The sequence below is a fragment of the Arcanobacterium phocae genome, from assembly GCF_900105865.1.
Classification (GTDB): domain Bacteria; phylum Actinomycetota; class Actinomycetes; order Actinomycetales; family Actinomycetaceae; genus Arcanobacterium; species Arcanobacterium phocae.
The window spans coordinates 697,591-720,252 of the sequence record NZ_LT629804.1 but is presented as its reverse complement, the minus strand read 5'-3'; the positions used below and the strand labels follow the sequence as shown (position 1 = coordinate 720,252).

23 protein-coding genes and 1 tRNA gene are annotated in these 22,662 nt (G+C 50.7%); 9 read left to right on the top strand and 15 right to left on the bottom strand.

Annotation, left to right across the window (positions count from 1 at the left end; genetic code table 11):
- Window positions 1–5 precede the first annotated feature (5 nt).
- On the bottom strand, window positions 6–767 hold the full coding sequence (locus BLT51_RS03050) for an anaerobic ribonucleoside-triphosphate reductase activating protein (protein ID WP_091279778.1): 762 nt from the start codon (window positions 765–767) through the stop codon (window positions 6–8).
- Window positions 768–2,576, bottom strand: coding sequence for a ribonucleoside triphosphate reductase (locus BLT51_RS03045; protein ID WP_091279776.1), 1,809 nt, complete (start codon window positions 2,574–2,576; stop codon window positions 768–770).
- A 260-nt stretch (window positions 2,577–2,836) separates the two neighbouring features.
- Between BLT51_RS03045 and BLT51_RS03040 the strand changes: the two genes are divergently transcribed.
- On the top strand, window positions 2,837–5,176 hold the full coding sequence (locus BLT51_RS03040; RefSeq protein WP_091279773.1) for a DEAD/DEAH box helicase: 2,340 nt from the start codon (window positions 2,837–2,839) through the stop codon (window positions 5,174–5,176).
- Here BLT51_RS03040 and BLT51_RS03035 read toward each other — a convergent pair.
- From BLT51_RS03035 to BLT51_RS03005, 7 genes are all read right to left on the bottom strand, one after another.
- On the bottom strand, window positions 5,079–5,459 hold the full coding sequence (locus BLT51_RS03035) for a flp pilus-assembly TadE/G-like family protein (RefSeq protein WP_091279771.1): 381 nt from the start codon (window positions 5,457–5,459) through the stop codon (window positions 5,079–5,081). The genes BLT51_RS03040 and BLT51_RS03035 overlap by 98 nt on opposite strands.
- Window positions 5,452–5,796 carry a hypothetical protein gene (locus BLT51_RS03030; RefSeq protein ID WP_091279769.1) on the bottom strand — a complete coding sequence of 115 codons (345 nt, stop codon included), beginning with the start codon at window positions 5,794–5,796 and terminating at the stop codon, window positions 5,452–5,454. Before BLT51_RS03030 ends, BLT51_RS03035 begins: the two co-directional genes overlap by 8 nt.
- A gap of 106 nt (window positions 5,797–5,902) precedes the next feature.
- On the bottom strand, window positions 5,903–6,100 hold the full coding sequence (locus BLT51_RS03025) for a DUF4244 domain-containing protein (RefSeq protein ID WP_091279766.1): 198 nt from the start codon (window positions 6,098–6,100) through the stop codon (window positions 5,903–5,905).
- Window positions 6,101–6,254: 154 nt separating this feature from the next.
- A complete protein-coding gene (locus BLT51_RS03020) occupies window positions 6,255–6,782 on the bottom strand; it encodes a type II secretion system F family protein (protein WP_091279764.1) in 528 nt (175 codons plus the stop codon).
- Window positions 6,783–7,478: a type II secretion system F family protein gene (locus BLT51_RS03015; RefSeq protein WP_091279762.1), complete on the bottom strand. Its 696-nt coding sequence runs from the start codon at window positions 7,476–7,478 to the stop codon at window positions 6,783–6,785.
- On the bottom strand, window positions 7,460–8,620 hold the full coding sequence (locus BLT51_RS03010) for a TadA family conjugal transfer-associated ATPase (RefSeq protein ID WP_091279759.1): 1,161 nt from the start codon (window positions 8,618–8,620) through the stop codon (window positions 7,460–7,462). The genes BLT51_RS03015 and BLT51_RS03010 overlap by 19 nt, the downstream gene beginning before the upstream one ends.
- Complete coding sequence (locus BLT51_RS03005) at window positions 8,620–9,642, bottom strand: hypothetical protein (protein ID WP_172801307.1); 1,023 nt, start codon at window positions 9,640–9,642, stop codon at window positions 8,620–8,622. The genes BLT51_RS03010 and BLT51_RS03005 overlap by 1 nt, the downstream gene beginning before the upstream one ends.
- Before the next feature lie 182 nt (window positions 9,643–9,824).
- Here BLT51_RS03005 and BLT51_RS03000 point away from each other — a divergent pair, with 182 nt between their 5' ends.
- Entirely contained in the window at window positions 9,825–10,856 is a 1,032-nt protein-coding gene (locus BLT51_RS03000) for a hypothetical protein (RefSeq protein ID WP_091279753.1), read from the top strand.
- A gap of 23 nt (window positions 10,857–10,879) precedes the next feature.
- Window positions 10,880–11,794 (top strand): alpha/beta fold hydrolase, encoded by a 915-nt coding sequence (locus BLT51_RS02995; protein ID WP_091279751.1) that lies wholly within the window; start codon window positions 10,880–10,882, stop codon window positions 11,792–11,794.
- 1 nt (window position 11,795) lies between these two features.
- On the opposite strand, the gene nth is transcribed toward BLT51_RS02995, so the two are convergent.
- Window positions 11,796–12,485: an endonuclease III gene (gene nth, locus BLT51_RS02990; protein ID WP_091279749.1), complete on the bottom strand. Its 690-nt coding sequence runs from the start codon at window positions 12,483–12,485 to the stop codon at window positions 11,796–11,798.
- Window positions 12,486–12,670: 185 nt separating this feature from the next.
- Between nth and BLT51_RS02985 the strand changes: the two genes are divergently transcribed.
- Window positions 12,671–13,348: a Crp/Fnr family transcriptional regulator gene (locus tag BLT51_RS02985; protein WP_091279747.1), complete on the top strand. Its 678-nt coding sequence runs from the start codon at window positions 12,671–12,673 to the stop codon at window positions 13,346–13,348.
- A gap of 100 nt (window positions 13,349–13,448) precedes the next feature.
- Here the strand turns inward: BLT51_RS02985 and BLT51_RS02980 are convergent, their stop codons facing one another.
- Together BLT51_RS02980 and BLT51_RS02975 are read right to left on the bottom strand one after the other, a co-directional pair.
- Window positions 13,449–13,607, bottom strand: coding sequence for a DUF4177 domain-containing protein (locus tag BLT51_RS02980; RefSeq protein WP_091279744.1), 159 nt, complete (start codon window positions 13,605–13,607; stop codon window positions 13,449–13,451).
- Window positions 13,608–13,651: 44 nt separating this feature from the next.
- Complete coding sequence (locus BLT51_RS02975) at window positions 13,652–13,972, bottom strand: WhiB family transcriptional regulator (RefSeq protein ID WP_091279743.1); 321 nt, start codon at window positions 13,970–13,972, stop codon at window positions 13,652–13,654.
- A 156-nt stretch (window positions 13,973–14,128) separates the two neighbouring features.
- On the opposite strand from BLT51_RS02975, the gene BLT51_RS02970 reads away from it, so the two are divergent.
- The 5 genes from BLT51_RS02970 to BLT51_RS02950 all read left to right on the top strand — a co-directional run bounded on the left by BLT51_RS02970 (window position 14,129) and on the right by BLT51_RS02950 (window position 19,299).
- The gene (locus BLT51_RS02970; protein ID WP_091279740.1) at window positions 14,129–16,519 is read left to right on the top strand and encodes a penicillin-binding protein; all 2,391 of its coding nucleotides are present in this window, start codon (window positions 14,129–14,131) and stop codon (window positions 16,517–16,519) included.
- A complete protein-coding gene (locus tag BLT51_RS02965; RefSeq protein ID WP_157672880.1) occupies window positions 16,492–17,508 on the top strand; it encodes a metallophosphoesterase in 1,017 nt (338 codons plus the stop codon). Before BLT51_RS02970 ends, BLT51_RS02965 begins: the two co-directional genes overlap by 28 nt.
- Window positions 17,509–17,588: 80 nt before the next feature.
- A tRNA-Pro gene (locus BLT51_RS02960) sits at window positions 17,589–17,665 on the top strand.
- A gap of 150 nt (window positions 17,666–17,815) precedes the next feature.
- Window positions 17,816–18,067 carry a ribosomal protein L7/L12 gene (locus BLT51_RS02955; protein WP_157672879.1) on the top strand — a complete coding sequence of 84 codons (252 nt, stop codon included), beginning with the start codon at window positions 17,816–17,818 and terminating at the stop codon, window positions 18,065–18,067.
- A 35-nt stretch (window positions 18,068–18,102) separates the two neighbouring features.
- Window positions 18,103–19,299, top strand: coding sequence for a zinc ribbon domain-containing protein (locus BLT51_RS02950; protein WP_091279733.1), 1,197 nt, complete (start codon window positions 18,103–18,105; stop codon window positions 19,297–19,299).
- 60 nt (window positions 19,300–19,359) lie between these two features.
- Here BLT51_RS02950 and rbsK read toward each other — a convergent pair whose 3' ends face one another.
- From rbsK to fucP, 3 genes are read right to left on the bottom strand one after another with little or no spacing between them, the layout of a single operon-like run.
- Window positions 19,360–20,262, bottom strand: coding sequence for a ribokinase (gene rbsK / locus BLT51_RS02945; RefSeq protein WP_091279731.1), 903 nt, complete (start codon window positions 20,260–20,262; stop codon window positions 19,360–19,362).
- Window positions 20,263–20,264: 2 nt separating this feature from the next.
- A complete protein-coding gene (locus BLT51_RS02940; RefSeq protein ID WP_091279728.1) occupies window positions 20,265–21,284 on the bottom strand; it encodes an aldose 1-epimerase family protein in 1,020 nt (339 codons plus the stop codon).
- Between the two features lie 5 nt (window positions 21,285–21,289).
- The gene (fucP, locus tag BLT51_RS02935) at window positions 21,290–22,633 is read right to left on the bottom strand and encodes an L-fucose:H+ symporter permease (RefSeq protein WP_231943975.1); all 1,344 of its coding nucleotides are present in this window, start codon (window positions 22,631–22,633) and stop codon (window positions 21,290–21,292) included.
- Window positions 22,634–22,662 lie beyond the last annotated feature (29 nt).

The following is a 22,662-nucleotide window of genomic DNA, read 5'->3' as shown; positions in this document are numbered from 1 at the left end:
CACTATTATGCCGGGCGAATCACTGCAGTCGTAAACCCAGCTTGTTCTACCTGAGCTACGAGACCCTCCCATGTATGCCGCCATGCCGGCAGATCCCACTCGCGTGCTTGTTCTTGGAACTGCGGTGACGTGCCACGCTCGCGGGCCTCTTGGAGTGCAAAATTCTCAACCCCGCGCTCCCGTAACGCGCTGATGATGTCCGGTAACTCGCGGGCAACAGTGGAACCTGGGAAGACGGTGGTTCGCACCTCGTAGGTGAGTGGCTGATTCGTCGTACGACGGCGAGCCACGTCGGCTAACAAAAGATCAAGGCACTGCCAAGCTTTAGCACCCGCATCGACCCCGATAATAGGACGGTAGCCAGTGGCGCTAGCTTTGATGTCTAAACCTACCCAATCGACGTCGGACACCACGTCGGCAAACCGCGCTGGATAAGCTCCGGCAGTATGTAGTCCGATCCGAAATCCGAGCTCGCGTACCTCTTGAATTGCTGGAACCAACGCCGGCTGACGGGTCGCTTCCCCACCGCTAAACACCACGCCGTCGAGCAGTCCCCGGCGGCGTTCCAAAAAGGCTCGCACGTCCTCCCATGCAACTTGGCCATTTGCACGCGGATCCATCAGCTCCGTGTTTTGACAATACACGCATGACCACGGGCAGCCCTGCAAGAAAACAGATGCACACAGTGCGCCCGGCCAATCGATCGTTGACAATGGAACATAGCCGGCAATCGCAAGGTCAGACGCACTGGTTACTGCGGTAGGCATTTATGATAGAGCTTTCTCCACGAACATCTTCCGCTCTGCATATTCGCCCTTCTTACCAATGTTGAAGGACTGAACTGGACGGAAGTAGCCCATCACGCGCGTCCACACTTCACACTCTTGCGGTTCAGCCTCGGGACGGGTCTGTGCGCAAGTCGGGCAGGTTTCGTGCTCACCCTTGAGGTATCCGTGGATAGGGCAGATCGAGAATGTTGGTGTGATCGTGATGTACGGCAAGGAGAACCGGGTCAAGGCACGGCGAATGATTTCCTTGCAGGCATCTGGAGACGAAATCGCTTCGTTCATATACAGGTGGAGGACGGTGCCGCCAGTGTACTTGCACTGCAATTCATCTTGCAGTTCGAGAGCTTCGAATGCGTCGTCCGTGAAGCCCACCGGCAACTGCGAAGAATTCGTGTAATACGGCTGGTCAGGGGTACCGGCCTGAATAATATTCGGGTAACGCTTGGCGTCTTCTTTTGCCAGCCGGTAGGTGGTGCCCTCAGCCGGGGTTGCTTCGAGGTTGTACAGATTTCCGGTGCGCTCCTGGAAATCGACGAGGCGAGCATTAATATGGTCAAGCATGTCTGCCACCATGGCGTGTCCGCGTTGATCAGTGATGTCGAATTCATCAAGGGTGAAGTTGCGAACCATCTCATTCATACCGTTAACACCGATGGTTGAGAAGTGGTTGTTGAGTGTGCCGAGGTAGCGCTGGGAGTATGGGTATAGCCCACCGTCCATAAACCCTTGGACTGCTCGACGACGACGCTCAAGCGTATCGCAAGCCACCTCCAGCAGTGCATCCAATCGTTCGTACAAACGCGGCAAATCACCAGCATATAGATAGCCTAAGCGCGCCATGTTCATGGTAACTACGCCAATGGAACCGGTTAATTCAGCTGAGCCAAACAGTCCGTTTCCGCGCTTGAGCAGCTCACGCATATCCAGTTGCAGGCGGCAACACATGGAACGAATCATGCCCGGATCGAGCTCGGAGTTGATGAAGTTTTGGAAGTAGGGCAGGCCGTATTTTGCAGTCATTGCAAACAAAAGCGTGGCGTTTTCGGAGTCCCATTCAAAATCTTTAGTGATGTTGTAGGTAGGAATCGGGAAGGTGAATACGCGGCCGTTGGCATCGCCTTCGATCATGACTTCCATATAAGCACGGTTGATCATAGCCATTTCTTCGGCAAGCTCGCCATAGGTGAAGTCGCAGAGCTCATCTCCGATGATTGGGTTTTGTTCTGCGAGGTCTGCTGGGCAGTTCCAGTCGAAGGTGAGGTTCGTGAACGGACATTGGCTACCCCACCGTGATGGCACGTTGAGGTTGTAGATCAATTCTTGGATATTTTGTTTGACATCATCGTAAGAAAGCTGGTCGAGCCGCACGAAGGGTGCCATGTAGGTATCGAAGGAGGAGAATGCCTGAGCTCCTGCCCATTCATTTTGCAGAGTGCCGAGGAAGTTGACAATCTGGCCGCAGGCAGAAGAGAAATGCTTAGGCGGGTTGGATGCGATAGCTCCGGAAACACCATTGAAGCCTTCTTCTAGGAGACGACGAAGGGACCAACCAGCACAGTAACCAGAGAGCATATCGAGATCGTGGATATGAAAATCGCCGTCACGGTGAGCCTGGCCAGCTTCATCGGAGAAAACCTCATCAAGCCAATAGTTGGCAACCATTTTTCCGGCGTTGTTAAGTATCAAACCACCGAGGGAATAATCTTGGTTGGCATTGGCATTCACGCGCCAATCTGAACGTGTGATGTATTCCTGGATTGATTCGACTGGGTCAATATGATGATTCATCATTGCGCCTCTCTACTTCACCGCTTTGTGTGCCACCAGCCTACCTCAATCACTATATGTAGACATAGCTAAACACGCCCACCCTACATATAGTGATAACATTGCCAAAAATCTCAGCGTTAAACTATGGCTAAAACTCGCGGAGGACACACCCCTCGACTCAAAAGTTCACTATTTCATTATGACTCACGTCACTTGTTGGGACGTTGGGCTGTATCATCCAGCGAGCTGATTTGGTTAAAAAATGAGACACTACGTTCATGACTTCCTTGCCTGAATCGTTTTCTGAATTCATCACGGGCCATATCCAGATCCCACCACGCGAACCCCGCTATGGACAATGGGGAAAAGCTGTACCAGAAGCAGTTCAGAGCACACTCAAGCAATACGGAGTTATGCGCCCGTGGCTACATCAGGCTCGAGCAATCGAGGCACTTGCCAGCGGCTCTAACGTCGTGATTGCCACTGGAACCGGTTCTGGAAAATCCCTTGTTGCATGGGTTCCTGCCCTTAGTATGCTCTCTAATTTTTCGACGTCAGCATCGTTATCTAACCACACTCACCGGCCAACAACGTTATATCTTTCTCCTACAAAAGCCCTCGGTGCAGATCAGCGCACAAACCTCGAACAGTTAGCCACCGCCCTCGATCCCCATATTACTGTTGCCTCAGCCGATGGTGACTGCGATACTGCGGCTCGCCGTTTCGCTCGAGACTACGGCGATATTGTGCTAACTAACCCTGACTTTCTCCATTATTCGATGCTCAGCAGACATACTCAGTGGGCACGGTTATGGCGTGGACTGACCTACATTGCGGTAGACGAGTTCCATCACTACCGGGGAAACTTTGGCGCAAATGTCGCTCTTATTTTACGGCGCACGTTGCGCATCGCTGCTCACTATGGCGCCCATCCGCGCATCATTTTCCTTTCTGCAACAGTTCATAATCCTGCGCATGCAGCTCAGCGGTTCCTGGGTGACGCCTTCGGTCCAGTAGTTGCAATAACTGAGGACGGATCATCGGCCGGCCCGCGCGATATTTACACAATGACTGGTAGCGACAATTCCTATGAACAAGCTAGTGACCTTGCTGCCGAACTCGTGGCAAGTGGAAATCAACTGTTGACGTTTGTTCGTTCCCGATCAGGCACCGAACGAGTTGCGGAATTAATCCGCGAAAAACTCGGCAATATTTCACCAGAGTTGAGTTCCCAAGTAGCCGCCTATCGCGGTGGATATTTACCAGAAGAGCGACGTGAGTTAGAATCCCAGTTACGCAGCGGGAAGATTCGTGCGCTTGCTACAACTTCAGCTTTAGAACTCGGTATTGATATTGCTGGATTAGATTGCGTAGTCGTGACCGGCTGGCCGGGGACTCATGCATCTTTCCAACAACAAATTGGCCGAGCTGGACGCTCCGGCACAACTGGCTTAGCAGTTTTTATCGCTCGCGACAATCCACTCGACCAGTTCATCGCTAGTCACCCGGAGATGCTCCGATCTCACGGCACAGAGTCACCTACCTTCGATCCAACCAATCCTTGGATTTTGCCAGCACATCTGACTGCTGCCGCACATGAGCTTCCCTTAACATCGCAAGATCTACCAATCTTCTCACTCACTGACACCAAACCACTTGATGATATGACCGCTGCAGATCTGCTACGTCAACGACCACGTGGTTGGTTCTGGAATACCGATACCCGAATAGATCCTCACGGTCTCTTAGACCTACGCGAAGCAGGTCATACTATTTCCATCGTCAATTCCGCAGACGGAAGTGTGCTTGGGACAGTCGACGCCGCACAGGCAGACACCACCGTTTTTCCTGGCGCGATCTATCTTCACCAAGGGGCACCTTTTGAGATCGAAGGCGCAACGGAGGATATTGTTCTGGCCCATCCAGCTCCAGACACAGATATCCGCACCTATGCTCGTACTGAAACAAGCGTTGACATCGTCTCTACTACGCACCGCTTTATCCTCCCTGATGGACAATGGTGCTACGGAATGATCAATGTTCGCTCACAAGTAGTTGGCTATGACATGCGCCGAGTAAGTGACGGCGTTTTTCTTGGCACTGTTCCATTGGAACTCCCTGTTCGCGAATTTGTCACGGCAGGAACCTGGCTGACGCTTACCGAGTCTCTTACCAGAAAAGCTGGGATCTCAACGGCAAACTTACCGGGAGCGTTACACGCCGCGGAACATACAATGATCGCGCTACTTCCGTTACTTGCTACCTGTGACCGTTGGGATATAGGCGGATTATCCACCGCTGCCCATCCACAGACAACACAACCAACCATCATCATTCACGATGCTATTCCGGGCGGTTCCGGCGCCGCCTTGCGAGGATTTTACGCCGGACCACACTGGTTAAAAACAACGTTGGAAACATTGACTACGTGTCCATGCGTGGACGGATGCCCATCATGTGTCCAATCGCCCAAGTGCGGCAACAACAACAATCCATTATCGAAAGACGACGCTTTGTTACTCACGGCAGCAGGGCTGGATCAATTTCATAACGCGGCCCAGCAGTGGCCTTGGCATGAAAATCAAGACGAATCCATCCTAACTGCGGGTGACTTGTAGCTAGAATACTGACTTTAGCTCCAGCAACTGAGCAAGAAAGATCCATCCCTGCGGCAAGCTGGCTCGCAACTTGGCAAGCACGCTGAGAGTCAGAAGTTTCCCGATACACTTGAGCTGCAGATAGCGCCGCCAAATCCGTTACATCTTGAATGTCTTGCTGACGTTCACCAGCCCACCCAAGCCCAGTTAATACTCCACCCAGAGCAAGCAGTATTGCTATCACCCCGATCATTAAAACTGTAGTTGACCCAACTTCTGTTATGTGCTCTTTGCTATTAGTCATCTGGTTCCATCACCACCTGACGAGAACCAGATAGTTCTACTCCTAGCCAAGTCATAAAAGCTGGAACTTTTTTAATCACTGTAATATTGGCGTACGGACCAAAACGATTAATTCGTACTTCATCGCCTCGCGCTTCTACCTGCGATACAAGCCCATTTACTGCACTTTCACCATGCAGTGCATATTCACGCGAAATTTCGCGAGCTTGATGCTCTGCTTCCATCACATACATCCAACCGATCAACGGCATAGAAATCATGACGATAACTGCAAGTAGCGGACCAATACTCAGGGCAGTTTCAACGCTCACCATCCCCGATTCACGATTTCTTTTCATACTAGCTCCTCTAGATTTACATACCTTTCTGTGGTGACCACGCTTGGTAGCCACCACAGAAAATCGTTGCGATTATTAGGTAATCAGGTACATCATCGGGCGAGGACTACCCAATAAAAGATCGAAACAGAAATTTGAAGAGTGCCGCGAACAATTCTCTAAACCAATCTTGCTGAGCAATCCAGATCAGGATGCCGGCAATGCTCGTTGTAGCCACTGTTCCCACCGCATATTCTGCAGACACCATTCCATCTTCAACTCGTGAACGTGGTTGTTTCCATAGACGCTTTGCGAGAGCTTTCATTTCATTCTCCTTTAATGTTTGGTAACGTTTAGTCACGTTTGGTGACATTTCTAGTATGGCAAATGCCTACTAGCTTTTTGCTTTCGATTCCGAACCCGTGGATTTCTTTTACATTCGTAAATTTTGTGGAAAAGTGGCGCACACCGCGGTACTCTTACCACAGGCTTACTGCCGCACCCGCAACTACTGGCACAACACCAAGAATCACAAATGCGGGAAGGAAACATAGTCCCAAAGGCAGTACTAAGGCTTCTCCAAGCCGAGCCGCTGCTTCTTTTGCACGGCGTGCTTGAGTAAGCCGCAATGTCCGCGCGCCGCGCTCCAATAACGGTAGTGGCGCAACGCCATCAACCCAGGCGGGCTGGAGTGTCTGCGCAAAAAGATCGAAGCCCTCAACGCCTTCCCATGCTTCTTCCCACGAAGTCCCCATAACCAGCATGTTTGCCACTTCATGTAGCTTCTCTCCTTGGCTAGATTTCACGCCAACCTCAATCCCGCTTAAGGCACTCCCTAAACTATGTAAAACGTCTGGAACAGAGTTTCCAGATAATAAAGTAGCGGCCGCAACATCTAGCACGACCGCCATATCAACTCGCCCGATCCGAGGCTTATTCATTGTCAAGGGTTTTCGAACTGGAACAACCATCATGAATCCCATCATGATTGCAAGCACAACCAGCATTTATAGTTCCTCACTTTCTTTTCGGGCTCTAACAACTAGTCTCCGCACCCACCACAATCCGGCACATTCTGTGCCTAGTCCAAGTACTAATACGCCAAATCCCGCCAGGGACGAAACAAAAAACTCGATGGGGTGCGCGCCTAGTAAAGTTCCAAAACCAATTCCCGCGATTGGTAAAAACGCCAACATAAAAGCAGACGTTTGCGGTCCCGCTAAAGCAATATCGCGCGCTGCCACTGCTTCACCGGCTTCAGTTATTCCATTGGCACACGAATCCAACACATCAGCCACCGGAGCTCCGGTACCCTGAGACATTCGGCAAACCAAGAAAGCAGCTGGCAGTGCAGACATTGCGCCAGGCGAAATTCGACGTCGTTTTCGTTGCCACCACGATAAATTCCATATCTGCTGTAATGGCACTGGGACGCCGTCATCGGACAAAAATCGGCCACCTGTTTCCCCGCCATAACCTCCATCGATACCGCACTGACGTAACGTGCGCTGCCAGGCCTGCTCCACTGAAGAACCAGAACGCAACCGCGTTGCTACCTCCGACATCACCATCCCCATGTCCAGATTTCGCGACTTTTTCCTTGCCGGTTTCCGACGGCGACGCAGCCCCACACGCACAGCTCTTTCCGAAACTCTAGGGACGCTCACGAACGCCACAACCATAATCACAACAACGATAAGCATGACGCTCCTAACCGCTTCGACAGACGTTGGACTCCCGGTCCAGCCGTAACTTTCCCACCAGCCACCGTCAGGGCAGGTTCGCTTACCAGTTCTCCACCAACGCGAGTTAAAGTGGCAATCTCTGCTATTCCACGCCACGGCCCACGACGTTCCACATGGATCACCGCGTCTAAAGCACTTGCCGCTTGTGCCGCAACAGTCCCTTCATTCATATGTGCCAACGCGCCCAACGCCACCAATCGAGCCGGCACATCACGTGCTGAATTTGCATGGATCGTAGCCCATCCTCCCTCATGCCCCGTATTGAGTGCACCAAGCACATCGCGTACCTCTGCTCCACGGCACTCGCCGAGTACAATCCGATCTGGACGCATACGCATTGCCGCACGTACCAAATCGCTCATTGTCACTTCGCCAGCTCCTTGAACATTTGCGCGGCGCACCTGCATATGAACCACATGCGGATGCTCTGGTGCTAACTCCGCTGATTCTTCTATAATCAATATGCGTTCTCGATGCGATATCCGGCTTAACATCGCGTTGAGAAAAGTGGTTTTTCCAGCACCCGTAGCACCCGAAATAATCACGTTGGCTTTGTGCTGTACCATCGCTTCCATTACGGGGACAAGCTGGTGCGGAACCGAACCGGCCTGAGCCAATTCTTCAAGTGGCATAACCTGGGCCCGATGGGTACGTAACGAGATCAACGTACCTGAGGCAGATAGCGGCGGTATTACCGCATGCAGTCGGACACCTGAGGCAAATGTGCCATCAACAATTGGACTGGAATCATCTAAGCGCTGCCCACATAAAGCAGCCAACCGAACCGCGAGCGCACGCACGCCAGCACCAGTTAGTAGCATGGCATCGTCACGATGGATCTTGACCGCAGTCATACCTGCTCCCCGATCGACCCAAACATTTCTTGGTCCATTAACTACTACATCAGTTACGCGCGGATCTTCCAACAATGGCCCAATCGTTGCTCCAGCTCCGATAACTTCGTGGCGGACCTGAGCATCTGCAGCTGCGACATCATCACTAGTAAGTAGATCGTGTTGCACTCGAATTGCTTGAGCTTGGCTGTCCCCGGCAGCCAAGCGACGTCGAATCATGGCGATTTGTTGAACTGATAAACGCATTATGACGCCACTGATTCTTTAATGACAGTCCACAATCGAGTAATATCTTTCCCCGTTTTAGATCTTGCCCGGTCTCCGGGAACTAACCCGTGATCGCAATCAGCTCGCATGGATCGCATTCGTCTGACCCCATACACATCGCCATATTCTAAGGAGGTAGCCACGTGGTCTGCTTCAAGATGTGATTTCACCGTGTTGGCAACAATAATTGGATGTATCTGAGCACCTATCTCCTGCTTTTTAATTCGGCAGGCGTCCACATTTGCCACTGATGGACCGGTCACTAGTACAAGAACGTCACACCAACGCAACCAGTCGCGTTGGGTGTCCCAATCAGTTCCCATGACTCCCATATCAAGGAACGTCCAGGCATGAACTTGGGCCAGTGCCGAAATAATACCCGAACAGCTACGAGGGAACTTCGTGTGATCGCCTTCATTACTTGCAAGAACGTGAACACCGTGCCAATTAGCGAGGGAATCTGCCAATTTTCCGGGCAATAGTGTACCTCGCACGTGTCCAACATCGAGCCGAGAACGCCCTTCGCACGCCGATCCCAAGAGCATTTGCCATGAATCCGATGCCCGATTGAGATCAGCAAGCGCTACCGGGGTTCCCTCACTACTGGCCAATCGGGAGAGCCAAGCTGACAGGCTAGAAACTCCTGCACCCCCATGTGCTCCAGCTAGACCAACAACTGTTCCTCGAACGGTAGCACCAACAGAGCTCATCAGTGCCATCACATCGGCCGAATCATCGCGAATATGGAATTTGGCTATGCCACGAGCAAAATACGAGGCGAACATATCGTGGAACTGTGCTGTCACCATCAGCGGGGTGGTACCGTGCGATTGGAACGTTAAAACCCCATCTACAGTCCGATCCGATTCCGGGACGGCTTGAAAATCTAGCCCGACTATCTGTGCTAATCGGCGTAGTTCGCTTTCTATGTTTTCGTCATTGCCACGATATAGCACTGAGACTAGTTCTAGTTCGGGCACTTTGTGCGTCATCGTTTTCATGTAATCCACTGTGCGCTACTTGGCGCGTCTGTCGTGCAACAGAATCAAAATCCGTGGAAAACGTAAATTATCCACAGTTTTTCTGCATGGTCTGTCTAACTTTTCCGCCGAAACACCGGCAACTTCGCAGAAATATTGCCGTGATAACGATAGCGTGGAACTAACAAGTAACAGGAGGAATCGTGACTACACCAAACGATCCGTATAACTCGGCCACCCCACGGCCATTTGACGACGACGACATTCTCGACCCAATCACCGAGAATCCCGAACGCTCACTGCCAGACGCTGCGCCCGAACAGATCGGTGCGGACACGGTAGTGACTGATGACGCTCCAGACTTCGGCGAACTGGCACCTATTCCTCAGCCACAAACAACAGCCGAACCGCACTACAGCGCTAATGAATTTGCACTCGACGAACCGTACAGTACCATGCCAGATCCAGATCTACCGGCAGCGTCGTCGACCACACAAGTCAATCCGAATCCAACGCTAGGAAACTTTCTCGGAGAGCCAGCGGCCACTCCAATACCCTCCGCACCTGCCGAAACAAGTGCTCCCGAGCCAGTATCACCAACGCGCACGTCGGTCATGGAAGGTTCCGACGGCGAACCAACATTTGCCGATACCCACGACGATTGGGGAACGGACCCCGGCGACCTCGACCCCATCCCAGATGAGCCGAAAGGCCGTGGTTGGCTACACGTAGGCGGATTCTTCCTCACCATTTTGCTACTTCCGGTGGCCTGGTATTTTATTTCCGACGCCGGAGCTCGCCTTTACTTGGTTGACAACAACCCGTGGGAAACCAAGTCCTTCGCACTATTCCCGTTCATTGAACTTATCGGCGGATTAGCAGTCATCACGCTGATCTGGCTGACTGCTCGGGCAACTTCTCTTGGCGCACAATTCTGGGGTGCTGTCATTACGCTGTGTGGACTAGCTGCGCTCATCACGCCGTCGTCGGCACAACGCGCAATCACATGGCTCGATAACCAGATCGGTAGCTACAACGCATTCACCGGCAACGTTATTCACCACATCGAACTCGATTTCGGCACCGGCCGGGTTGCGATTCTTGGATTCATGCTCTTCATGACCGGCATCGTGGCACACGCAGCTCGCCGTCGTGGCCAGGTTTACGCAACCGCAGTAACACGACGTGAGCTCATGCTCCCTGCTGAATCCGCCGAGTCAACCGAGAACAACTAAGTTATCTGAAAGATCAGCTCGCTATGCCCGCCGATATCACCTGCGTTACTCTCCCCGGCCCATGGGAGCACCGGTTAATCCAAGCTAACGGAGCACAATTCCATATTGTGAGTGCCGGAGAATACTCCGACTCCAAACCTCTCGTGATGCTTGTCCACGGATTTCCGCAATATTGGTGGGCATGGCGGCACCAGATCGTCGCAATCGCTGAAGCCGGCTACCAAGTCGTGGCTATCGATCAACGTGGCATTGGCGGATCTGATAAAACACCACGGTCAGAAGACGGTTTCACGTTAGCTAATGACCTCATCAAAATTGTTCATACGCTTGGTGCTCGCAAAGCTGTGCTCGTCGGGCAAGGTCGTGGTGGCGCACTGGCATGGTCAGCAGCGTCAATGGAACCAGATCTCTTTGCTGGACTCATGACCTTCTCCTCACCACATCCGCGCACGCTACAGCGCATCGGAACGCATGTCACCCTGCGCACCTGGAAATATGCGCTCGTTACCGCATCTCGTTCGCTGTCAAAACGCGCCTTACTTGACGAAAACCGTATTCAGCGGATGCTCCGCGAATGGTCAGCCCCCGGAAACGTGGGTGCTGTGAGCGAAGCCCATAACTATGCGCAGGCGTTAGCCCTGCCAATGGCGGCAGATATCGCCGTCGATCAACTGCGATGGACGTATCTTGCCCAGCAACGCCCGTCCGGTCGCGCATATTTACGCGAATCGGCGCACGCTATTAAAATCCCAGTCTTCACAGTTCGCGGCGAATATGATCCGCTACTTCCTGCCCGAGCATGGAGCAAAGACACCGAATTTGCTATCGGAGATTATCAACACGTCACTATTGCGAACGCCGGCCATTTTGTTCCCGAAGAAGCTCCCAACCAAGCAACCTCGCTGATTGTGAATTTCCTACACCGTATTGCCGGGTAAATTATTCGATATCGAAACTGGGACAAATATCTGCCAGTGGGCATTCTAGGCATGCAGGTTTACGCGAATGACACACTTGCCGGCCGTGATCGATCACCCGGTGACAAATCGTAGTCCACTGCGGCTGTGGCAAAATCTTCGCCAGTTCCATTTCAGCTTTAACCGGATCCGTTTCTCGGGTCCATCCCCAGCGCCGCGATAACCGGCCAACATGGGTATCAACAGTAATCCCGGGGATCCCAAACGCGTTCCCAAGCACCACATTTGCGGTTTTACGTCCCACTCCCGGCAGGGTAATAAGCTCTTCGAGCGTGGCTGGCACTACGCCGTTAAACCGTTCTATCAAACCATTGGCAAGCCCATTAAGCGAGCGTGCTTTGGCACGATAAAATCCAAGCGGATGCAATATTTCTTCCAGCACTTCTAAGGGGGCGCTTGCCATCGTCGTCGGATCTGGAAAATGAGCAAACAACGTTGGGGTCACCGAGTTGACTCGCGCATCAGTTGTTTGCGCAGACAGCACAGTGGCCACTAGCAGTTCGAAAGCATTACGATGCACCAACGCACACGCCGAATCTGGATAGTTTTCAGCTAGGCGATCTAAAATACTTGCCGCTTGTTCGCGCCGACCAGCTAACGAACGCGGCCGGGGCGGAAAACGCCGCGAGCGCGATTTTTTCGGTTGTCCCATACATTTCCCCTTCGCCTATAAGCCTAAATGCCACACTTAGCAAACACCTATTTAACGATTTCATTCAACCAAATCTTCCGTTAAGCGTGCCTAATGAGCCAAAACGTGGCAAACTTAGTTACGTATGACCTCGCACACACGCGCAGGTCTTGTCCTAGAAGCCGTTACTATTGAAAGGAATTCGGATGGATTCCACCGTTTTGGCTCATGTAGAGCTTTTCCGGGAATTGGACGACGCCGATCGCGCCGATCTTCTCTCCCTCATGTCCGAGACCACTTTGAAGCGTGGTGAATCGCTTTTCCACGAAGGTGATTCGGGAGACCGTCTCTACGTAGTCACTGACGGTAAAGTCAAACTCTCCCATACTGCTGACGATGGCCGCGAGAACCTTATTGCAGTGCTCGGCCCAGGCGAAATCATCGGCGAACTCACTCTTTTTGACTTGGGTGCACGCTCCTCAACTGTCACCGCTATTGCAGCTACCAGCCTGCTGTCCTTGTCTCATAAGGACATGATGACCTACATTGATTCCCACCCGGCAATGGCGAAGTCGATGTTGCGCGAATTGGCACGCCGGTTGCGTACCACGAATCAGCAGATGGCAGACTTGGTGTTCTCCGATGTTCCTGGCCGCGTCGCTAAGGCACTGTTGGATTTAGCGGAGCGCTTCGGCGAACGTACCCAAGAAGGTATTTACGTTGCGCACGATCTAACTCAGGAAGAGCTGGCTCACTTGGTTGGCGCTTCGCGTGAGACCGTGAATAAGTCACTGGCTGACTTCACATCACGTGGTTGGATTCGTCTTGAGGGTCGCGCAGTTTTGTTGATTCAGGTACAGCGCCTGCAGCGTCGCGCTCACTGATATCGTACTTTCACTATTCGGGGGATGGACTTAACGGTCCATCCCCCGAATTGCGTTGTCAATTGTACGACGACGGCGAATTACGCCCTGTTGTCGAAAGTTACTGCTTTTCACGCTTCATATAGGCAACGGGGTTCTGACTGCCGTTGGGTCCAGGAACTACTGTGACGAGTTCCCATCCATCCTCGCCCCATTGGTCAAGGATTGCTTTCGTATTGTGGACTAATAACGGCAACGTGACATATTCAAATTTCTTCATAACTCTAGCCTACTGGCAAAATGCCGATCACGGAATACGCAATTTTATCCGAGCCGGGGAACTCTTCCAGCGCGTAATTCGACGGCAAATTGTTCAGTGGAATTACTCAGGCGTTCAAACCAATTATCTTCATCAGGGTAGCGACGATGTATCGCCCGCCGTTCACGTTCTGTTAAACCACCCCATACCCCGAAAGTAGCATGCGAGTTCAATGCATCGGCTAAACATTCTAACCGTACTGGGCAGGAAAAACATACATTACGCGCTTGCCGTTGGGCGGCACCACGAACGAAAAGTGAATCAGGATCCATCGTGGCACATGCCGCATGAACAGCCCATGTTTGTTCTTCATATGCCAAACTCATATCGAAAACCTTCCGATTACGGCTCCGTTGCCTTATAATCTCGTGACTTCTATCACTACCATAATAGCGGTTCGTCGGGGAAACGTCACATCGATAAATTTCGCAAGTTGGTCAACGTCACGCGCGCAGAAGTAATTTTGGCAGTATTCTAAACATATGCCTAATCATTCACGGAACTTAACGATGCAGCAAGCAATAGCAGCTCTGCTGTCTTTCTTCATGCTTTGCGGACTGGGCGGCAGCCTATTGGCAGCAATGGCAATTCCCGTTGCGGCAACCTCTGGAACCGCAGTAAACGCAGTGACAAGAATATTCGATGATTTACCGACGAAGATAGACTTCACCACACCATCCGAAGTGTCAACGATCGTCGCTGCAGACGGCACGAAGCTTGCTAGTTTTTATTCCGAGAACCGCATTGTTGTCGCTTCCGAAAATATTTCGCAGTTCATAAAAGACGCTGCCGTTTCGGTCGAAGATCAACGTTTTTATCAGCACAACGGAATTGACGCACAAGGAATTTTAGGCGCCGCGTTTTCTAATTTGACTGGCTCGCAACTAGCTGGTGGCTCTACGATCACCCAGCAGTATGTAAAAAATGCGTTGATCGAAAAAGGGCGCATTGCTGACGACGACGAACAAATCGCTGCTGCCACTGAGCAGACTATTGCCCGAAAGCTTAATGAGGCCCGCTACGCAGTAGCAGTGGAAAATCAGATGTCGAAAGACGAGATCCTCACCGCTTATCTGAATATCGCCCAGTTCGGCCCTTCCCAATATGGTGTTGAAGCGGCATCGCGTTACTATTTCTCGAAATCTGCTAAAGATGTGACCTTGGAACAAGCTGCAATGCTCGCAGGTATCACTCAGGCTCCTGGCCGGTGGGATCCAGTGACTAACCCAGAAGGTGCACTCAAGCGTCGAAATATCGTGTTAGGCACGATGCTTGAGCAAAAATACATTGATCAAGAACAATACGATGCTGCTTCAGCCGTATCGATCGAGGATATGTTGCAGGTTTCGCCGTCGTATAACGGTTGTGCCGAAGCCGGAATCTCCGCATACTTCTGTGAATACGTGGTACGCGATGTACTCAATTCTGACTTGCTCGGTAAGACTCGTGACGAGCGAATCCAAAAACTTTATCGCGGTGGTTTAACCATCCACACCACGATCAACCCATCTGATCAGCAGGCTGCTTACGATTCGATTGTTGCACAGGTTCCAGTTGGCGACCCGTCCGGAATTGATATTGCGCTTTCATCGGTTGAGCCAGGTACCGGAAAGATTCGTGCTATGGTTCAAAATCGTCCGTTCGGCAACCCTTCGGAAGAACAGCCCACTGCTACTAAGGTCAATAACAACGTTGGCGAAGACATGGGTGGTGGTGCTGGATTCCAGGCTGGTTCCACTTTCAAGGTCTTCACTTTGATTGATTGGCTCGCTAAGGGACATAGCCCGAACGACGTCGTCACCGGCGATCGCACTATCACCATTCCAGCGCAAGACTGGAAGATTTCATGCGCCCCAGGGTTTGCGGCTCCGTTTAGCCCAACCAACAATCTCGGAATCGGATATGGTCGGGTAACAGTAGCAAATGCGACTCGTGACTCTTTGAATACTTCGTTTGCTCAAATGTCATCTAAACTCGATCTGTGTGACATCACGAAAACCGCCGCTTCCATGGGAGTACGGCGTGGATCTTATGTTGATCCTGATCTTGCTAAAGAAATAAAAGATGCCGGCATGCAAGGCGTGAAAGAAGGCGATATTGCCCCGATCCTTCCGCGCCCTTCGCAAGTACTCGGTGTCAACCCAGTTATCCCACTGTCAATGGCTTCAGCAGTCGCTACACTTGCCGCAGAAGGTAACGCCTGTACCCCGCATTCATTTACCCAAATTACCGATAGCAACGGGAAAGTTATTGCCGAGCAGCAACCAGAATGTCAACAGGTCATCGATAAAGATGTCGCTCGTACCACCACAAACGTGCTCCAGCGTGTTGTGCAACCCGGTGGTACCGGTGCTACTGCTCAACTCGCTGGCGGCCGTCCGTCTGCCGGCAAGACCGGTACCGGCGATGATTCCTTCCATGCGTGGCATATTGGCTACACTCCACAATTAGCATCGGCAGTATGGACTGGCCATATGAGCGGTAATATTCCAATGCTTGATGTTACTGTTAACGGGCGATTCCACAAGATTGTTTACGGTGGTAGTTTGGCCGGACCGGCCTTCAAGTCGTATATGAACGCGGCACTAGCTAATCAGCCAATTGTCCAGTTCGCTCGTCCATCAAAGCCAATTAAGGCGGCAGCAAAAGCAGATTCAGAGAATAAAAACGAAGAGGGAACTACTATTCCGTCAGTTATTGGTATGACTGAGTCAGATGCTGTTTCGACGTTACAATCCGCCGGATATGTGGTGGCAGTCGGATCTGATTATTCTGATCAGCCAGTTGGACAGGTAGCTCGCCAAGAGCCTAGTGGCCATGCCGAACCGGGTAGTCAAATCAATCTGTGGTTATCGATCGGTCCTCGTCCATGAAAAATATTGCGACCCGTATTCTTGGCGCACTCACAGCTGCTGGAGCGTTATCGCTATGTGGAGCGTTAATTCACGCTCAGTCATATCAGGTTCGACGTCGGACCGTTCTTCTTCCGCGTATCAAGAGCCAAAAGAACGCTACCACTGCGTCAACGCTACGCATCGTACATATTTCAGATACTCATTTGTTGGCTCATCAACGTCGCCGGCGGGCTTTCTTAGAATCTCTTGCTGAGTTAAGTCCAGATTTCATTGTTCTTACCGGCGATCTTATCGCAGCTGATTCTGCGATCCCCGCGCTATTAGCCGATTTAGAACCTTTGTTGTCCATCCCTGGTGCTTTTGTCTTTGGTTCAAATGATTACTTTGGGCCCGAGTTGAAGAATCCACTACGTTATTTGCGCGGGCATACTGGGACAGATGTAGAAAAGAAAGCGTCAGCAGGCCATCGCTTAGCGACCGAGGAACTGAGATCTGGTTTAACAAGCGGCGGTTGGATTGATCTTAATAATGCAAGACACCAGCTCAATGTCAACGATTGGACGCTTGACCTAGTGGGCATTGATGATCCCCATATCGGTTTGCATCAGATGCCTCAGCCTCTTAATGTAGCATCCGCTTCTACTGGTCCGGCTCTCCGGCTTGCGCTCGCACATGCTCCGTATACGTGGGTGCTGGATATGATGGACGACGACGACGCTACTCTTGCTTTTGCTGGGCACACACATGGCGGCCAGGTCAATCTTCCCGGCTCTCATGCCCTTGTCACTAACTGCGATCTCCCCCGCAGGTACGCTAATGGCTTGTTTGAATGGCCGCCGCCGAAAAATCACCTAGAAGAACCACATGTAGTGAAGCGCAACGGAACAGTCGTGGCACACGATAACATGTTGGTTAATATCTCCGCGGGTATTGGCACCTCACCTTTTACCCCTATTAGAACGTTTTGTGCACCGGAAGCAATCGTTCTTGATATTGTTGCAGTGTGATCTCTTCCGCAGGCTGAAAGCACGGATTTCCTAAAATCGTCTATCAGCGTTATCATTATGTGGTTGGTAAAACCATACATCGGGGTGTGGCGCAGTTTGGTAGCGCGCTTCGTTCGGGACGAAGAGGCCGTGGGTTCAAATCCCGCCACCCCGACCAAAACAATGTCCTCTGGTATACGTGATTGTATACTAGAGGACATTTTATTTATTTCCTGTTTTGGCCAAAAATTCCATTCTAGAACTTACTTACAATATGATTGGAAATGCACTTATACCATATCTATGGATTTCTCAAGGAAGGTATATTATGGGAAAATGGTTTGGCCGATCAGATGAAAGCGAAGAACTACGAACTCGAATTTCCGAATTAGCATCAATAATTGCGAAGCTTCGTTCGCAGCTTGACGAGCTCGGTGTCAAACCTCAGATCGATTTATCACTCACCGCAGAAGAACAGCAACTAGTAGCACAGGGTAAAAAGATTGCGGCTATAAAGATGTACCGCGAACGCACTGGTTCTTCCTTAAAAGATGCTAAAGACATAGTTGATTCTCTTTAACTTTCCTCCATTCTCTACACACGAAGTAATACCTCATGAATGATTTTCCTAGCTTTGATGACGAAGTAACGACTCCAGCTGCGGTAACCCCGCCTCCAGCAAGTACCCAGCAAATGCCACCGCAACAGGGGCAGTTCATTCCACCGGCGCCGGTACCAGCGCCAGCACCAGCACCACGTGTCCCACTCACTCCAAAACAAAAGAAGCGCCGTCTCTTGATCATTATCGGAGTACTTAGCGTTGTTGTACTCGTAGCAGCTGGTTTCATTTTCGCTGCGATTGTCAACCACAATCGCACTCCCGAAGCTCAAGTTCGCTCGTATTTAAGCGCTATCTCAGCGGGGAAGGCAGATCAAGCGAATTCCATCGTTGATCCAGGTATCGCAAATGGTGATCGAACCTTCCTTACTGATGACGTGTTGAAGAACGCCGATCAACGAATCAAAGTTGTCGACATTCATGAGCTTTCGTCAGATGAAATCGATCAGCGCCGCTACGAAATCATCGATGCACTGTCAACTAATCTGTCTACTGATATTGCTGCCTCTCGTTATCTCGGTGATAAATCTTCTGCGGTAGTAGAGGCCACATATAGTCTTGACGGCGTACGTCACAGCAGTTACTTCATCGCTACGCCAGGCAAAAACGAGAAGCTCATTCTTCACACATGGGATATCAAGACCCCGCTCATCCGGTCGGTAACAGTAAATACCAAGCTTCCGGGAATCAGCATTGGAAACACCGACGCAGAAGTTGAACAAGATTCTTACCGTACCAAGATATATGTCTATCCTGGAATCTATACAATAACTGAATCGAGCGATTCAAAGTATCTGGCAGCTAAAGAAACTCTTTCAGTTGATGCGAAGAATGAATACATCGACATGGATGCTCAGCTCACTGACGCTGCAGAAACTTTTGTTCTTGATACAGTGAAAAAGCAGTATGACCGCTGTGCTTCCATCGAAGGAAACTTAGATCAGGTATGCCCCTATGCCGTTAGAAACAAGAACTTAGCATTGCTTGAACCTGTAACTCCGATTACTACTATCGAGCACATGGGAGATTATGACTTCACTTCGGGTCAGGGGACAATCCGGATCAAGCCGAATCCGACTCCGTTTAATGAGGATCCAGAAGCCAAAGAAATCGAATTTGTTTTCGAAGGTTACATCAGCATTGAAAAAGGCGAACCTAAAGTTAAGCTTTATAACGCACGAACTATGCGGTGAACTTTCATATTCTATGGGTGGGGCCGGACGATGGTCATCGTCCGGCCCCCTTACCTATGTCTACAGTTTGATAAATTCTTCCGCTGTAGCGTAGGAGGTTTGAGTGCCTAGCTTAGTCACCGAGTCAGCCGCATACCGGTTAGCTTTTTCAAGAGCCAACCGGACATCACCAGTTTCGACGACGTAATGGCTGAAGCATCCAATAAACGCGTCCCCTGCGCCTGTAGTATCGCGGGGTTGGACGTCGCACGCAGGAAGGAGCTCATCGACCCCGTCTGCCATCCACAAAACGCCCCGCGACCCCAGCGTGACAATAACATTCTTCATGCCTGCTTCTAAGAGAGCTGAAGCCGCATTGCGCACGTCGTCAAGGGTATCGACTGGCATACCTGTCAATAGTGAGAGCTCAGATTCGTTCGGCATAAAGTACTCACAATCTTTAACATCAGAGAGCACTAGGTTTGGCTGCGCCGGCGCCGGATTGAGTAGAACTGGAATATCATGTTTCTTGCCAAATCGGATCGCAGCATAGACTGTTTCTAGTGGAACTTCGAGCTGCAGTACAATCAGTTTGCACTGTGCTATATCAGCTGCTGCACTATCGATATCTGCCGATGAAAGCTGGGCGTTTGCTCCTTTGATAATCAGGATCGAATTATGCGATTCGGCATCTACAAAAATTGGTGCCACACCAGAACTGCCTTCGGTTCGCATGACATACCGGGTATCGATTCCATTCTTTTCAAAATTCGAAACCGTATTATCTGCAAAAATATCGTTGCCAACACGAGTCACCATCAGCACTTCAGAACCAAGCCGGGCAGCTGCCACTGCTTGGTTTGCTCCTTTACCACCACACCCCATCTTGAAATCTGGTGCTTCAAGCGTCTCACCTTCAGCTGGCATACGGTCGATATAGGTAATCAAATCAACCATGTTGGATCCGATGACTGCGATATCCATATTTACTCCTTAATTCCTGTGGTGACGATAAATTTACGCGTTTCTCCAGCTGCTAACTCAATGAGCGTACCAGCTTCCTTTGCTGCCAAGAAGCCTTCTGGCCGGGACGTTCCGGGGAGAACAAATGCGGCCACTTGCTGATCCGCGTTATAAAGCACCCAGCGTGTTGCTACCGGGAACTGTGACGAGTCAAATTCGGTGCGGAAGACGACGCCGTTTTCACCCGCGAGTTCGAATCCTAAATGTTCACCGTATTGGGGTAAATCATCAGCAAAGAAAACAATTTCTGGGTCAAATTCTTTCGCGTAAGCTAGTGAAGATCCATCGATGCGACCATCAAGAATCTGTTCATTGAGTTCGGTCCAGCGCGGAGTTGGATGAACATGCGCTGGAACTGTTGTTCGTAGCTTGAACGCATCGTCAGGAAGAGTTTCTGTCATCACTCCGTTCTCCACGAATGCGTAATTCATGTGACACATGTATTGCAGTGGCATCGGAGCATACTTCGACAAATTCGTTATTTCCATTCCGATGTCGAACATCGACGATCCTGGCCGTAGTTCAACGTGAGGTACGGCCCGATAGTGATGACCAAAGCCTTGCACGTATTCGTAGCTTGACACGATGCGAACTGCGCCGTCGTCGTCGACTTCTAACCAGGCATCATCCATTGTTGAACACGGGAATTCACCGTGAAGAACGTGATCGTCTTCTGGCGATGGACAGCCAGCGGCGAGCAGACCGGAATGGAACGCAAAGCACCCGTAGGTATCAACGATTTCCTGGCATGGTTTAGGCTGACTAAACATATTCGTCATCCGTAAAGACGTTCCGTCAAATTCCGCGTCCCAAATGATCTGGCCCATAAACGGAAGAACTTCAACATACCCGCGGCTGTTTTCTAGTCGGAGCGATTCGACTCCAGACGGGTAACGGAAGGCTCGAACAATAATGTCATGACTTTCGATAATAGTAGTTGTGCGCTCACTAAACTGGTGACGATGCAATGGAACAGTAATCATTTTTCTCACCTTTCAATTGTTTGGGTAGTTTTTTCGGCACGGTGTTGTTTGACGAAGTAAAGAAGAACGACGACGAAGCACACCAGCGACACCGAGAACGCAAGCTGCATCGAACCTGTGGTATCTGAGACCAGGCCCTGAATAACTGGGATAACAGCACCGCCGATGATGGACATGACGATAACCGCACCACCGGTTTCGGTGTGTCGCTTGTCTTTGATCGAGTCAAGGGTACGAGCATAGATGGTTGCCCAGCAGGGACCAAACAAACCAGACGTCAGAATGGCGGCATACACTGCGGTCATATTAGGAACTGTGATGACCCAAATAAGAGCGGCAACACCACATATTGAATAGCCGATCAAAACAAGGTTTTCGTTGAACTTGGTCATCAGAATGTTTGCTACGAACTTTCCGATAAAGAAAGCCACGAATGCCCAAATCATATAGTTTGATGCGGTACGTTCGTTGATGGATTCATCGAGGTTTAACGCGAGACGAATAGTGAACGACCACACTGCAGTTTGCATGCCAACATACATGAATTGGGTAAAAATACCGGTAGCAAAAGTGCGGTTTCCAGCTAAGTAGCGCAGCGTCTCACCAATCGAGGCTTTGACCTCTTTATTGTTCGATAGTGGCTTGCAATGCGGGAATTGGGTAATAGCGATAACAAGCATCAGGACTGCCAAGACTACAATGATCCAGCGGTACGGTCCAAGGGTGCGCTGAAGCATGTCTTCAGCAAATTGTTGCCGTTCAACTCCAGTGAGTGAATCGAGTTGTTTTCCGAGCGATTCACCCTCGGTAAAGATGAGGTACTTGCCAAGCAAGATGCCGAAAATTGATCCTAGCGGGTAGAACGTTTGTGAAATGTTGAGGCGTAATGTTGCATATTTGCGCGGGCCGATCATTGACGAATAGGTGTTTGCTGACGTCTCGAGGAAGGATAGACCTACAGCGATCGCAAATAATGCTGCTAGGAAAACAGTATATGTTGCCATGTGTGAGGCCGGGAAGAACAGCATGCAGCCGATGATGTAGAAACTGAGTCCTACGAGCAGACCAGACTTATAGGTCCATTTGCCAATCACACGCGAGGCTGGGATGGCGAGTAGGAAATAGCCGCCGTAAAACGCTGACTGAACAAAGGCGGATGCGAAGTCTGATAATTCAAAGATTGATTTGAATTGGGTAATTAGGACGTCGTTAAGAGATGCTGCTGCACCCCACATGGGGAAGCAGATGGATAGTAAAATGTATTGCAGGATTGGGGTTTTATTTAAGTACCCGTCTGGTTGTTGCACCGTAGGATCTTTTATTAGTCCAAAGGAAGAATTGGTAGCCATTGGTAAACCTTTCATGGAGTTCGTCATTG